Here is a 13247-nt window from a genome sequence, read left to right as displayed (position 1 = left end):
CCCGATGAACCACCGTCAGCTCCGCCGTGGCCTGGTCGCCGCCGCCACCGTCCTGCTCGTCGGCACCGCCGGCGTGGTCCCCGCTGCAGCCCACGGGGGCCGCGCCCCGGCCGTCATCACCGGGCACGCCGACACGCTCGTCCCCGAGAGCGTCGTCTGGGACCACGGCCACCACCGCTTCCTCGTCGGCTCGCTGCGCCACGGCACCGTCTCCGAGGTGCGGACCGACGGCTCCGTCCGCACCCTCGTCGACGACCCCGGCACACTGCTGGAGGTCGCCGGACTGCGGGTCGACGCCGCCCGTGGCCGCGTCCTCGTCACCAACCTCGACAACGGCGTGAGCGAACGCAGCAGCAGCGCCACCACCGGCAGGATCGCCGGCCTCGGCGCCTACGACCTCCGGACCGGCCGGCGCCTCTTCTACGTCGACCTCGCCGCCGTCGCCGCCGACGGCGGCCCCCACCTCGCCAACGACATCGCCGTTGGACCCGACGGCACCGCCTACGTCACCGACTCCTTCGCCCCGGTCGTCTACCGCGTCGGCCCCGACGGCAGCGCCTCCGTCCTCGTCCGCGACGACCGCCTCGCCCCGCGGCCCGGCGGCTACGGCCTCAACGGCATCGTCCTTCGCGACGGACGGCTCGTCGTCGGCAAGTGGGACGACGGCACGCTGTGGCAGGTGCCGCTGAACGACCCGGCGGCGGTGCGGCAGATCGAGCTCACCGGCGGAGACCCCGCGTCGCTGCTCCACCTCGACGGCCTGACCACCCGCCTGGACGGCGGCATCGCGGGCGTCACCAACGCGTTCTTCGGCTCCGGCCACGACGCGGAGGTCGAACTGCGCTCCGACGACCACTGGACCACCGCCCGCCTCGTCACCGTCCGCCCCTCCGCCGACCCCACCCCCACCGCCGTCACCCCGGGCCCCGACGGCCACCTCTACCAGCTCTCCGCCGGCCTCGCCGACGCCATCACCGGCCACCCGGCGGACACCTTCACCCTGCGGAGGCTCTGAGGCCTCTACTTCCTGCGTCGATCGATGTTGGAGCGATACAATGCTATGGACATCACCAACATCGGCCGACGGAGGTGCCGGATGTCCGTGACGCAGATCGACATCGATGAAGACGCACTGGCACGCGCGATGGCCCTTGCCGGGGTACGGACCAAGAAGGACGCGGTCAACCTGGCTCTGCGCTTCTACGCCGAGCAGCAGGAGCGCGCGGCTCGTATCGCCATGCACTTCGAGCGGGCCCGACACTGGGGAGCCGTCGAGCACGCCGAGCGGCTGCACCAGGCCGAGAAGGACGCTCGGTGATCTATCTCCTCGACACCTCGGCACTGTTCCGGCTCCTTCGCGAACCGAAGTTACAGGCCGCCTGGTACGACGCGATCGACGCGGGGTCGATCGCGTCGTGCTATCCGCAGCGTGCCGAGTTCCTCTACAGCGCACGCAACGGCCAGGAGTACGACGAGATCTCCGAGATGTTCGCCCACCTCTACCCGGATGTGTCGGTTCCGAAGGGCGCGGGACGTTGGATTGACACCGTGCAGCGGCGGATGGCCCTCGCCGGGCACCACCGCAGTGCCTCGGCGGTCGACCTGATGATCGCGGCGACGGCCGCACATCACGGGCTCACGGTTCTCCATGACGATGCGGACTACCGCACGGTGGCGCGGCACACCGCTGATCTCCGCGAGCACAGCGTTCTGGACCACGCCTGAGCCGCGGGCGCAGGCTCAGGCGGTGAGGGCCGGAGCTGCCAGGCCGGCCGCCAGCGCCTCGTCGTAGCGGTCCAGCAGGAGGGTCGCCAGTTCGGGGGCTGCGCCCAGGACGGTGGCCAGGGTGTCGGCCTCCGCTGCCGCTTCCGTGATGCGGTCGGGGAGGCGGCCGGGGGCCAGCAGGTAGGGGGACACGGCGGTCTGCCGGGCGCCCGACCTCCGGACGGCGGCCAGGGCCTCGGGCACGCGCGGGCCCGTCCCGGCCGCGTACGCGACCTCGACGGCGGCCCAGCCGCGGGTGCGCCGCCACTCGGCGGCGACCGCCCGGGTGGCGGCGCCGGCCGACGGGTCGGAGGAGCCCGCCGCCGCGAGCACCACGCCCGTACGGGCCCGCACGGCCGCCGACGACACGTCCAGGCCCGCCTCCGCCAGCCGCCGGTCGAGCGCGGCGAGCAGCAGCGGCGACGGCCCGAGGACGTCCGCCGCCGGCAGGCCCGCGCCCGCCGCGCGCAGGGCCGCCGGGATGTCGTGCTTGGCGTGGAACGCCCGGTTCAGCAGGAGCGGCACCGCCACCGCCGCCCCCAGCCGCCCGACCACCTGCGGGATCCGCGGCGCGCAGTGGTCCAGGTACGCCGTCGCGACGTCGAGCCCGGGGCGCTGCGCCCGCACCCGCTCGACGAGGGCGGCCACCGTCGCGGCGTGCCGCGGGTCGCGGCTGCCGTGGGCGATCAGGAGGAGGGCGGTCATGCGGTGCGTCCCTACTTCGCGGCGGCCAGCAGGCCGCGGTTGCGCAGCACCCGGCGCTCGACCGGGGTGAACACGAGCAGCTCGATGGCGATGCCGACGAACAGGATCAGGAGGATGCCGAGCAGCACCCCGGCCATGTCGGAGAACTCGCGCTGGTTCTCCAGGTACCGGCCCAGGCCCAGGCCCAGGTCGGGGGAGGAGGCGACGAGCTCGGCGGCCATCAGCGAGCGCCAGGAGAACGCCCAGCCCTGCTTGAGCCCGGCCAGGTACCCGGGCAGCGCGGCGGGCAGCAGCACGTGCCGGGCGCCGGTGAGGCCGGTGGCGCCGATGGTGCGCCCGGCGCGCAGGAACAGCGGCGGCACCTGGTCGATCCCGGCGACGAGGCCGTTGGCGATGGAGGGCACGGCGCCGAGCAGGATGACGGCGTACATCATCGAGTCGTTGATGCCGAGCCAGATCACCGCGGCCGGCACCCACGCGACCGACGGCAGCGACTGCAGGCCCTGCAGCACCGGGCCGATCGCGGTGCGCACCGGCTTGACGCGGGCGACGACCAGGCCGACCGGGGTGCCGATGACGACGGCGAGCAGGAAGCCGGACAGGCCGCGCCACACGCTCGTCCAGATGATCGAGAACAGCGTGCCCTGGTACCAGAGGTCCTGCGCGGAGTGCCACACGTCCAGCGGGCTGGGCAGCTTGTAGGACGAGGTGAGGTGCAGGCTGTACGCGCCCTGCCACAGCGCGAGCACGACGAGGACGCCAAGCAGCGGCGGCAGCGCCTTCTGCCGCAGCACCTCGCCGAGCGAGCTGCGCTGGGCGGAGACGGCGTCGAGCGCGTCGAGGCCGGCGCCGACGTCGGCGGTGTCGGCCGGGGTCTGTTCCCGGAGGGGGGCGGTGTCAGTGCTGGCCATGGCGACGGATCTCCCCACGCAGTTCTTCGGTGATCTCGATGGACAGGTCGGCGACGCCGGCGGACTCGATGCGCCGCGGCTGCGGCAGGTCGATGTGCCACTCGCGGGCGATGCGGCCGGGGCGGGAGGAGAGCAGCACGACGCGCTGGGCGAGGCGGACGGCCTCGCGCACGTTGTGGGTGACGAACAGGACGGACAGCTGCCGCTCGGCCCAGATCCGGGTGATCTCGTCGTGCAGGACGTCGCGGGTGATGGCGTCGAGCGCGGCGAACGGCTCGTCCATCAGCAGCACCTTGCTGCCCTGGGCGAGGGCGCGGGCCATCGCCACGCGCTGGCGCATGCCGCCGGACAGCTCGTGCACGCGCTTGCCGTAGGAGCCGCGCAGGCGCACGAGTTCGAGGAGCCGCTCGGCCTCGGCGCGCCGCTCGGGGCGGGGGACGCCGGCGAGCTTGAGGGCGAGTTCGATGTTGCGCCCGGCGGTGAGCCAGGGGAACAGCGCGTGCTCCTGGAACATCAGCGCCGGCCGGGCGCCGGGCACCTCGATGCTGCCGCGGGTGGGCTTGTCGAGGCCGGCGACGAGGTTGAGCAGGGTCGACTTGCCGCAGCCCGAGGCGCCGAGCAGCGTGACGAACTCGCCGGGCGCCACGTCGAGGGTGATGTCGTCCAGGACGTGGGTCTGCGCGCCGGGGCGGCCGAAGGACTTGTGCACGTGCGAGATCCGGACGGCGGGCGCGGGCGCGGCGCCGGCGGCGGGGGCGTCCGCCGAGGTGGTCAGTGCCGAGGTCATCCGGGCACCTCCTGCGTGAGTGGTCTGGCTGGGGCAAGGGGCTTGGAGCCGGGGTCCGGCCCCGCCCTCCGGTGGGCATCGATCGGGGATCGACCGGGCGGGCGGGGGTCCGGACCGCGGAACTTCGGGGGCTGCGGCGCTACTTGGTGCCGAGTCCGGCGTCCGCCACGGGGGCCTGGCCCTTGGCCGCGAGCACCTTGTTCAGCAGGCTGAGGTCGTAGATCCCGTTCAGGCTGGGCTTCTTGAGCAGCCCGGCGGTCACCGCGTGGTCGGCCTCGGCCTGCAGGGTGCCGGCCAGCGGGTCGTCCAGGAAGTCGATGTCCGCCCAGGCCGGGTCGAGGATCGCCGGCTCCAGCGCGTTGCCGGAGTCCTTCTTGATGGCCTCGTTGGCGTCGGCCTTGGCCTTGTCCGGGTTGGCCTTGATGAAGGCGTTGGCGTTCACCGAGCCGCGCAGCACGGCCTCCACCACGTCCGGGTGCTCCTTGAGGAACTTCTGCGAGACGATGATGTTGGTGATCACGAACTTCTTGTCCGGCCAGACGTCCTTCTCGTTGAGCAGGACCTTCGCGCCGAGCGTGACCAGCTTGGAGGCGGTGGGCTCGGGCACCCAGGCGCCGTCGATGGAGCCCTGCTTGTAGGCGTCGGGGGTGACCTTGTTGTCGGTGCGCACCACCGAGACGTCCCCGGCGCCGGAGCTCGGGTCGACCTTGTAGCCCTTGCCGGCCAGGTAGTTGAGCAGCGCCACGTCCTGGGTGTTGCCCAGCTGCGGGGTGGCGATCTTCTTGCCCTTGAGGTCGTCGAGGGAGGAGACCTTGTCCGGGTTGACGACCAGCTTGACCCCGCCGGAGGCCGAACCGCCGATGATCCTCAGCGACTTGCCGTCGGACTTGGTGTAGCCGTTGATCGCGGGGGAGGGGCCGATCCAGCCGATGTCGATGGAGCCGGCGTTGAGCGCCTCGATCTCGGCCGGGCCCGCGTTGAAGACCTGGGTCTTGATCTGGGTGGCGCCGAGCTCCTTCTGGAAGAGGCCCTCCTGGAGGCCGACCAGGGCGGTGCCGTGGGTCAGGTTGGCGAAGTAGCCGATCTTGACCGTGTCGGCGGAGAGCTTGCCGCCGGAGGCCGAACCGCCGGAGGCGGCGGCCGAGTTGGCGGAGCCGGCGGAGGACGTGCCCTCGGCCTTGGAGCCGTAGCCGCAGGCCGACAGCAGGGCGATGGCGCTCAGGCCGGCGACGGCGGCCGCGGCGGCGCGTCTGATCCGGGCGGCGTTGGGGCGTGTCAGGGTATGCAGGAACGTCGGGTTCTGGGCCATGATGAGTCCTGTAGGTGACGGACCGTCAGGAAGCGGTCTCGGGTGGACGTGGCGGTCGCCTCTCCGGGCGGCCGAGGATCGCAATTCAGCGCTGTCGGCCCACACATCGGGTCAGTCCGCCCTGGCCGCTGCCGAGGACGCCGCTGCCGATGCGGCCGCCTTCCTTGTCCATGCCCGAGAACGCCTCGCTGGGCATCAGACCCAGTCCTCCTCTGCGGCTTCCGTGGCGCGTACGGTGTCGAAGGCCTCGCCCGCCATGCCGGCGGTGAGGGTGGTGCCGTCGGCCGGGTCGATCAGCAGGAACGATCCGGTGCGGCGGTTGTCGGAGTAGGTGTCGAGCGCCAGCGGCTCGGCGGTGCGCAGCACCACGTGGCCGATGTCGTTGACGTTCAGGCCGTCGGCGCCGGAACGCTGTTCGAGCGTGTCGATGTCGATCCGGTAGGAGATCTCCTTGACGAGCGCGCGGACGGTGCGGGTGGTGTGCTTGAGCAGCACCTTGTCCCCGGCGCGCAGCGGGCGCTCGTTGAGGTGGCTGACGGTGGCCTCGATGTCCTTGGTGGGGACGGGGGCCGGGCCCGCGGCGATGAGGTCGCCGCGGGAGATGTCGATGTCGTCGGCGAGGCGGACGGTGACCGACTGGGGGGCCCAGGCGATGTCCGTCTCCTCGCCGAGCGCGTCGATGCCGGCGACGGTGGTGGTGTGGCCGGAGGGCAGCACGGTGACGGCGTCGCCGACGCGCAGCACGCCGGAGGCGAGCTGGCCGGCGTAGCCGCGGTAGTCGGGGTGCTCCTCGGTCTGCGGGCGGATGACGTACTGGACGGGGAAGCGGGCGGGCTCGGCGCTCGGGTCGCTGCCGACCGGGACGGTCTCCAGGTGCTCCAGCAGGGTCGGGCCGCCGTACCAGTCCATGTGGGCGGACGGCTCGACGACGTTGTCGCCGGCGAGGGCCGAGATCGGCACGGCGAGGACGTCCTTGACGCCGAGGGAGGCCGCGTAGGCGGTGAACTCGGCGGCGATGGCGGCGAAGACGGGCTCGGCGTAGTCGACGAGGTCCATCTTGTTGACCGCGAGGACGACGTGCGGCACGCGCAGCAGGGCGGCGACGGCGGCGTGCCGGCGGGTCTGCTCGACGACGCCGTTGCGGGCGTCGACGAGGACGACGGCGAGCTCGGCGGTGGACGCGCCGGTGACCATGTTCCGCGTGTACTGCACGTGGCCCGGGGTGTCGGCGAGGATGAACCGGCGCCGGGGGGTGGCGAAGTAGCGGTAGGCGACGTCGATGGTGATGCCCTGCTCGCGCTCGGCGCGCAGGCCGTCGGTGAGCAGCGCGAGGTCGGGCGCGGCCTGCCCGCGGCCGAGCGAGACGCGCTCGACGGCCTCCAGCTGGTCGGCGAGCACGGACTTGGAGTCGTGCAGGAGGCGGCCGACGAGGGTGGACTTGCCGTCGTCGACGGAGCCGGCGGTGGCGAAGCGCAGCAGCGACGTGGCGGTGGCTTCTTGGGTAGTGCTGGTCATGGCTAGAAGTACCCCTCGCGCTTGCGGTCTTCCATCGCGGCCTCGGACAGCTTGTCGTCGGCCCGCGTCGCGCCGCGCTCGGTGAGGCGGCTGGCGGCGATCTCGGCGATCACGGCCTCGATCGTGGTGGCGTCGGAGTCGACGGCGCCGGTGCAGGACATGTCGCCGACGGTGCGGTAGCGGATCAGGCGCCGCTGGACGGGCTCGTCCTCGCGGGGCCCGCCCCACTCGCCGGCGGTGAGCCACATGCCACTGCGGGCGAAGACGTCGCGCTCGTGGGCGTAGTAGATCTCCGGCAGGTCGATGCCCTCGCGCTCGATGTACTGCCACACGTCGAGCTCGGTCCAGTTGGAGAGCGGGAAGACGCGCACGTGCTCGCCGACGGCGTGCCGGCCGTTGTAGAGCGACCACAGCTCGGGGCGCTGGCGGCGGGGGTCCCAGGCGCCGAACTCGTCGCGCAGGGAGAAGACGCGCTCCTTGGCGCGGGCCTTCTCCTCGTCGCGGCGCCCGCCGCCGAAGACGGCGTCGAAGCGGTTGGTCTCGATCGCGTCGAGCAGCGGGACGGTCTGCAGCGGGTTGCGGGTGCCGTCGGGGCGCTCGCGCAGGACGCCGCGGTCGATGAAGTCCTGGACGTGGGCGACGTGCAGGCGCAGGTTGTGCTCGGCGACGACGCGGTCGCGGTAGGCGATGACCTCGGGGAAGTTGTGCCCGGTGTCGACGTGCAGGAGCGAGAAGGGGATGGCGGCGGGGCGGAACGCCTTGAGCGCCAGGTGCAGCATGACGATGGAGTCCTTGCCGCCGGAGAAGAGGATCACCGGGCGTTCGAACTCCCCCGCGACCTCGCGGAAGATGTGCACCGACTCGGCCTCCAGCGCGTCCAGGTGGGACAGCGCGAAGGGGTTGTCGTCGGTGTGGACCTCGTTCTGGGTCACGGTGGTCATGCGAGACCCCTCTCGGTGAGGAAGGCGTGCAGCTCGGCGGCGGACTCGGCGACCGCGCGGCCCTGCGTCTGGAGGCGCAGCTCCGGGTGCTCCGGGGCCTCGTACGGGTCGTCGACGCCGGTGAGGCCGGAGAGCTGCCCGGCGGCCTGCTTGGCGTACAGGCCCTTGACGTCGCGTTCGGCGCACAGCTCGACCGGGGTGGCGACGTGGATCTCCAGGAACTCGGTGCCGGCGGCGGCGTGGCGCTCGCGGACGGCGGCGCGCGCGTCGGCGAACGGGGCGATCACCGGGGCGAGCACCTTGACGCCGTTGGCGGCGAGCTTCTCGGCGACGAAGCCGATCCGGGTGACGTTGGTGTGCCGGTCCTCGCGGGAGAAGCCGAGGCCCTTGGAGAGGAACTCGCGGATCTCGTCGCCGTCCAGGACCTCGACCTTGTGGCCCTCGGCGCGCAGCCGCTCGGCCAGGGCGAAGGCGAGGGTGGTCTTGCCCGCGCTCGGCAGCCCGGTCAGCCACACGGTGGCGCCGCGCTCGCAGGGGGCGGCCGCGCGGGCCGCCTCTGCGGCTCCGTTGGCGGCCAAGGTGTCGGCTGTCGTCACGGTTTGAGTCCTTCGGGTCGGTTGACGGTCGTTCGGTTCAGAGGTGGATGCCGCACTCGGTCTTGCCGGAGCCGGACCAGCGGCCGGCCCGGGCGTCCTCGCCCTCGGCGGGCTTGCGGGTGCAGGACAGCGGCGAGCAGCCGATCGAGGTGTAGCCCTCCCACAGCAGCGGGTTGAGCAGTACCCCGTTCGCGGCGACGTAGGCGTCCACGTCCTCCTGCGTCCACCGGGCGATCGGGGCGAGCTTGACCTTGCGGCGCTTCGGGTCCCACGACACCACCGGGGTGTTCGCCCGGGTCGGCGACTCGTCGCGGCGCAGGCCCGTCGCCCAGGCGTCGTACGCGCCGAGGCCGCGGTTCAGCGGCTCGACCTTGCGCAGCGCGCAGCACAGGTCCGGGTCGCGGTCGTGCAGGTTCGGCCCGTACTCGGCGTCCTGCTCGGCGACGGTGCGCAGCGGCGTGAGCGTGATGACGTTGACCGGCATCGTCGCGGCGACCGCGTCCCGGGTGCCGATGGTCTCGGCGAAGTGGTAGCCGGTGTCCAGGAACACCACGTCCACGCCGGGGAACACCGAGGAGGCGAGGTGGGCGACGACCGCGTCCTCCATGGAGGAGGTGACGCAGAACCGCTTGCCGAAGGTGTCGGCGGCCCAGCGCAGGATCTCCTGCGGGGTCGCCTCCTCCAGGTCGCGGCCGGCGGCGGTCGCGAGCGCCTCGTAGTCAGTCGTTGCGCTGGTCAACTGCGTCTCCCCCTTCGGTCGGTCTCCCCGCGGCGGCCGGTCTCCCCGCGGCGGCCGGAGACAGCAGGCCGAGGAACTTCAACTGGAAGGCCCGGCGGCAGCCATGGCATTCCCAGGCGCCGTGCCCGGCCTCGGAGGGACGCAGGTCCTCGTCCCCGCAGTAGGGGCAGAAAAAGGGTGCGGCACGCTCACTCATTGCCCACCTCGCTTCGCTCGGCGTTCGCTTCGCTCACAACGCCCCACTGAATTGGTTCGCTCGCTCACGACAGCTGCTCCTCGGTGGCGCGGGCCGCCCACTGGGCGAAGCGCTCGCCCTCGGTGCGGTCGGCCTGGTAGCGGGTCAGGAGGCGCTCGACGTAGTCGGGCAGGCCCGCGCTGGTGACCTTGAGGCCGCGGACCTTGCGGCCGAAGCCGGCCTCCAGGCCCAGCGCGCCGCCCAGGTGCACCTGGTAGCCCTCGACCTGGTCGCCGTGCTCGTCGGTGACCAGCTGGCCCTTGAGGCCGATGTCGGCGACCTGGATGCGGGCGCAGGCGTTCGGGCAGCCGTTGATGTTGATGGTCAGCGGCTCGGCGAACTGCGGCAGGCGCTCCTCGAGCTCGTCGATCAGGGTGCGCCCGCGCTCCTTGGTCTCGACGATCGCGAGCTTGCAGTACTCGATGCCGGTGCAGGCCATCGTGCCGCGGCGGAACGGCGACGGCGTGACCCGAAGGTCGAGCGCCTCCAGGCCGGCCACCAGCGATTCGACGCGGTCCTCGGCGATGTCGAGGATCAGCATCTTCTGCTCGGCGGTGGTGCGCACCCGGTCGCTGCCGTGGGCCTCGGCGAGGTCGGCGATCTGGCCGAGCAGCTTGCCGTCCACCCGGCCGACGCGCGGGGCGAAGCCGACGTAGAACCGGCCGTCCTTCTGCTTGTGGACGCCGACGTGGTCGCGCCAGCGGCCGACCGGCTCGGCGGGCGCGGGGCCGTCGGTCAGCGGGCGCTTCAGGTACTCGTCCTCCAGCACCCGGCGGAACTTCTCCGCGCCCCAGTCGGCGACGAGGAACTTCAGGCGGGCGCGGTTGCGCAGGCGGCGGTAGCCGTAGTCGCGGAAGATGCCGATGACGCCGCCGTAGACGTCGGCCACGTCCTCCAGCGGGACCCACGCACCGAGGCGCACGCCGAGCCGCGGGTTGGTGGACAGGCCGCCGCCGACCCACAGGTCGAAGCCGGGACCGTGCTCGGGGTGGACGACGCCGACGAAGGCGATGTCGTTGATCTCGTGCGCGACGTCGAGCAGCGGGGAGCCGGAGACCGCGGACTTGAACTTGCGCGGCAGGTTGGAGAAGTCCGGGTTGCCGATGAAGCGGCGCTGGATCTCCTCGATGGCGGGGGTGCCGTCGATGATCTCGTTCTCGGCGACGCCGGCCACCGGGGAGCCGAGGATGACGCGCGGGGTGTCGCCGCAGGCCTCGGTGGTGGACAGGCCGACGGCCTCCAGCTTCTGCCAGATCGCCGGGACGTCCTCGATCCGGATCCAGTGGTACTGGACGTTCTGGCGGTCGGTCAGGTCGGCGGTGTTGCGGCCGTACTGCTCGGAGACCTCGGCGATCGCGCGCAGCTGGGCGACGGTCAGCCGGCCGCCGTCGACGCGCACGCGCAGCATGAAGTACTCGGCGTCGAGCTCGTGCGGCTCCAGGATCGCGGTCTTGCCGCCGTCGATGCCCTCCTTGCGCTGGGTGTACAGGCCCCACCAGCGCATCCGGCCGCGCAGGTCGGCGGGGTCGATCGAGTCGAAGCCGCGGTGCGCGTAGATCGTCTCAATGCGTGTCCGCACATTGAGACCGTCGTCGTCCTTCTTGAACTGCTCGTTGGCGTTCAGCGGGGTGTAGTGGCCCATGCCCCACTGGCCCTCCCCGCGGTGGCGGGTCACCTTGCGGGCCGCGGCGGGGCGGCGCGCGGCGGCGCTGTCGGCCGTGGGCTCGACGGTCTCGGGAGAGGTGGCCATGGTGAAGTCCTTCGGGGCAGGTGGCTCTGACGCCGGGTGGGTCGCTGGGCGGGCTCGACCGGGCTGACCTGCTGTGACCTGCTGATTCTCAGGACCGTGAGGGCAGTGACCGGGCCGGGCGGGCGCCGTGCGCATCCGCATCGGCGGGGATGGCGGGCTGGTGGCGCCGGGGTGCGGTGGTGGCAGCGGGGTGGGGCTCAGGTCACCGGACAGATGGCGCTGGACACGCGAAGGAGATCGACGTGGAGTCGACCTACCAGGGTGGTTCCGGCGCTAGGCATGGCAAGAGATTCGCACGGCGCACGACTCGCGGTCCACTAACGTCCGCATGGTGGACGCTGGGGTTTCGGAATGCGGGACGTCGGCGTGTTCGCGCCGCTCGCCCGGGCGTCCGTGCCGCCGCTGGTCCATCATGCGCCTGCCGCTCGCCCCGGCGTCCGCGCGGCGTCCGCGCTGGCGTCCGTTCCGGCGTCCGCGCCGCTGTCCGTTCCGGCGTCCGTGCCGCCGTCCGTTCCGCTGTCCGTGCCGCCGTCCGCGCCGCTGTCCGACCGGAAACCGGCGGGCGCACGCCGGGGGCCCCGCTGCGATCAACCGGTGAGGCCCGGCCCGATACCGTTACCCCTGTGCAAGCAGCAGGCGATACGAGCAGACCGCACCCCGAGCGGCCCTCCCGGCGCCGGGGCAAGGGCTCCCGGCGCGCGGCCAAACAGGCCACGTGGCGCCGCACGGCGTGGGAACTGGTCCGGGACACCACCAACACCTGCGTCGAGTACCGGGTCACCGGCCTCGCCGCCGAGGCGGCCTTCTTCACCCTGCTGTCGATCCCGCCGCTGCTCCTCGGCCTCGCCGCGACCCTCGGCTACCTCGACACGTTCATCGACGTCGGCACCATCGCCCGGCTCAAGCACGACATCGTCTCGGCCTCCGGGACGGTCCTCTCGGAGTCCTCCGTCAACGAGGTCGTCGTGCCGCTGCTCGACCAGGTCTTCGGCCAGGCCCGGCCCGACCTCATCTCCATCGGCTTCCTGCTGTCGCTGTGGTCCGGCTCCAGGGCGCTCTACATCTTCATCGACACCATCACCGTCATGTACGGGCTCGACGGCAAACGCGGCATCGTCAAGACCCGCCTGATGTCCCTCGGCCTCTACCTCGGCGCCCTCGTCATCGGCTCCCTCGTGCTGCCCCTGCTGATGGCCGGCCCCGGACTCGTCGAGAACGCCCTGCCGGGCATCGCCGGGCTCGTCGGAGCGGCGTACTGGCCCGTCTCCATCGTCCTGCTGATCGTCTCCCTGACGACGCTGTACCACCTCGCCGTGCCCGTCTCCACGCCCTGGCGCGAGGACATCCCCGGCGCGCTCGTCGCCCTCGTCGTCCTCGTCTTCTGCAGCGTCGCCCTGCGCCTCTACCTCGTCAGCTCCGTCGAGGGCGGCTCCGTGTACGGCTCGCTGGCCGCGCCCGTCGCCGTCCTGCTGTGGATCTTCGTCGTGGCGCTCGCCGTCCTCATCGGCGCCGCCATGAACGCCGCCATAGACCGCCGCTGGCCCACCCTGGAGACCGCCGACGCCCGCGCCGAGAACGAGCGCGCCCACGAGGCCGCCGCCGCGGCCATGGTCCGCGAGGTCGCCGTCCGGCGCGCCACCGAACGCGCCCGCCGCGCCCGCGAACTCGGCCTCGCCGAGGGCGCCGAGGAGGAATGGGGCGAGGAGGACGGCGAGGACGTCGACGTGCCCTCCGAGTACCCCGAGCGCTGGGCCGACGTCCTCGCCGCCGACAACGTGCGCGGCCGCCTCGCCGCCCGCGGCGGACCGCACCACCGGCCCACCCCGCCCCCGCCGGACAGCGACCGGCCCACCGCCCCGCCCCCGCCGCCCGCCGTCGCGCGCCCGGCCTCAGGCGCCCGGGCCCCCCCGCTCCTTCACCGCGGCCCCACCCGGTGCGTTGACCGTGCCGGCCTCCGTCGTGGTGCCGCGGCTCGCGGCGGCCTCGGCCAGGTGT

The 13247-nt window shown here is 72.7% G+C and carries 15 protein-coding genes; 4 read left to right on the top strand and 11 right to left on the bottom strand.

Annotated elements, in window-relative coordinates:
- Positions 1–4 precede the first annotated feature (4 nt).
- The 3 genes from AB0O00_RS06385 (at position 5) to AB0O00_RS06375 (ending at position 1725) form a co-directional block, all read left to right on the top strand.
- Complete coding sequence (locus AB0O00_RS06385; protein ID WP_363648954.1) at positions 5–1015, top strand: hypothetical protein; 1011 nt, start codon at positions 5–7, stop codon at positions 1013–1015.
- An 81-nt stretch (positions 1016–1096) separates the two neighbouring features.
- Entirely contained in the window at positions 1097–1318 is a 222-nt protein-coding gene (locus AB0O00_RS06380) for a type II toxin-antitoxin system VapB family antitoxin (RefSeq protein WP_363648968.1), read from the top strand.
- The gene (locus AB0O00_RS06375) at positions 1315–1725 is read left to right on the top strand and encodes a PIN domain-containing protein (protein WP_363648953.1); all 411 of its coding nucleotides are present in this window, start codon (positions 1315–1317) and stop codon (positions 1723–1725) included. The genes AB0O00_RS06380 and AB0O00_RS06375 overlap by 4 nt, the downstream gene beginning before the upstream one ends.
- Before the next feature lie 15 nt (positions 1726–1740).
- Here the strand turns inward: AB0O00_RS06375 and AB0O00_RS06370 are convergent, their stop codons facing one another.
- The 11 genes from AB0O00_RS06370 to AB0O00_RS06320 all read right to left on the bottom strand — a co-directional run bounded on the left by AB0O00_RS06370 (position 1741) and on the right by AB0O00_RS06320 (position 11533).
- Positions 1741–2469 carry a sirohydrochlorin chelatase gene (locus AB0O00_RS06370; RefSeq protein WP_363648952.1) on the bottom strand — a complete coding sequence of 243 codons (729 nt, stop codon included), beginning with the start codon at positions 2467–2469 and terminating at the stop codon, positions 1741–1743.
- Positions 2470–2480: 11 nt separating this feature from the next.
- Positions 2481–3380 carry an ABC transporter permease gene (locus tag AB0O00_RS06365; RefSeq protein ID WP_363648951.1) on the bottom strand — a complete coding sequence of 300 codons (900 nt, stop codon included), beginning with the start codon at positions 3378–3380 and terminating at the stop codon, positions 2481–2483.
- The gene (locus tag AB0O00_RS06360; RefSeq protein WP_363648950.1) at positions 3367–4167 is read right to left on the bottom strand and encodes an ABC transporter ATP-binding protein; all 801 of its coding nucleotides are present in this window, start codon (positions 4165–4167) and stop codon (positions 3367–3369) included. Before AB0O00_RS06360 ends, AB0O00_RS06365 begins: the two co-directional genes overlap by 14 nt.
- A 139-nt stretch (positions 4168–4306) precedes the next feature.
- Positions 4307–5476, bottom strand: coding sequence for an aliphatic sulfonate ABC transporter substrate-binding protein (locus AB0O00_RS06355; protein ID WP_363648949.1), 1170 nt, complete (start codon positions 5474–5476; stop codon positions 4307–4309).
- Positions 5477–5671: 195 nt separating this feature from the next.
- Positions 5672–6991 carry a GTP-binding protein gene (locus AB0O00_RS06350; protein ID WP_363648948.1) on the bottom strand — a complete coding sequence of 440 codons (1320 nt, stop codon included), beginning with the start codon at positions 6989–6991 and terminating at the stop codon, positions 5672–5674.
- 2 nt (positions 6992–6993) lie between these two features.
- Complete coding sequence (cysD, locus tag AB0O00_RS06345; RefSeq protein WP_363648947.1) at positions 6994–7932, bottom strand: sulfate adenylyltransferase subunit CysD; 939 nt, start codon at positions 7930–7932, stop codon at positions 6994–6996.
- Entirely contained in the window at positions 7929–8510 is a 582-nt protein-coding gene (gene cysC / locus AB0O00_RS06340; protein ID WP_363648967.1) for an adenylyl-sulfate kinase, read from the bottom strand. Before cysC ends, cysD begins: the two co-directional genes overlap by 4 nt.
- 55 nt (positions 8511–8565) lie before the next feature.
- Positions 8566–9267: a phosphoadenylyl-sulfate reductase gene (locus AB0O00_RS06335; RefSeq protein WP_363648946.1), complete on the bottom strand. Its 702-nt coding sequence runs from the start codon at positions 9265–9267 to the stop codon at positions 8566–8568.
- Complete coding sequence (locus AB0O00_RS06330; RefSeq protein WP_363648945.1) at positions 9248–9463, bottom strand: hypothetical protein; 216 nt, start codon at positions 9461–9463, stop codon at positions 9248–9250. The genes AB0O00_RS06335 and AB0O00_RS06330 overlap by 20 nt, the downstream gene beginning before the upstream one ends.
- A gap of 64 nt (positions 9464–9527) precedes the next feature.
- A complete protein-coding gene (locus AB0O00_RS06325) occupies positions 9528–11252 on the bottom strand; it encodes a nitrite/sulfite reductase (protein WP_363648944.1) in 1725 nt (574 codons plus the stop codon).
- A 197-nt stretch (positions 11253–11449) separates the two neighbouring features.
- On the bottom strand, positions 11450–11533 hold the full coding sequence (locus tag AB0O00_RS06320; RefSeq protein ID WP_310593185.1) for a putative leader peptide: 84 nt from the start codon (positions 11531–11533) through the stop codon (positions 11450–11452).
- Positions 11534–11875: 342 nt separating this feature from the next.
- Between AB0O00_RS06320 and AB0O00_RS06315 the strand changes: the two genes are divergently transcribed.
- Positions 11876–13247: YihY/virulence factor BrkB family protein (locus AB0O00_RS06315; RefSeq protein ID WP_363648943.1), on the top strand; the 1372-nt coding region annotated here is incomplete at its 3' end.

Origin of the sequence: Kitasatospora sp. NPDC093558 (assembly GCF_040683475.1) — a bacterium.
GTDB lineage: Bacteria > Actinomycetota > Actinomycetes > Streptomycetales > Streptomycetaceae > Kitasatospora.
Note: the sequence above shows the minus strand (reverse complement) of the source record. Positions and strands in the feature narration are given on the sequence as shown.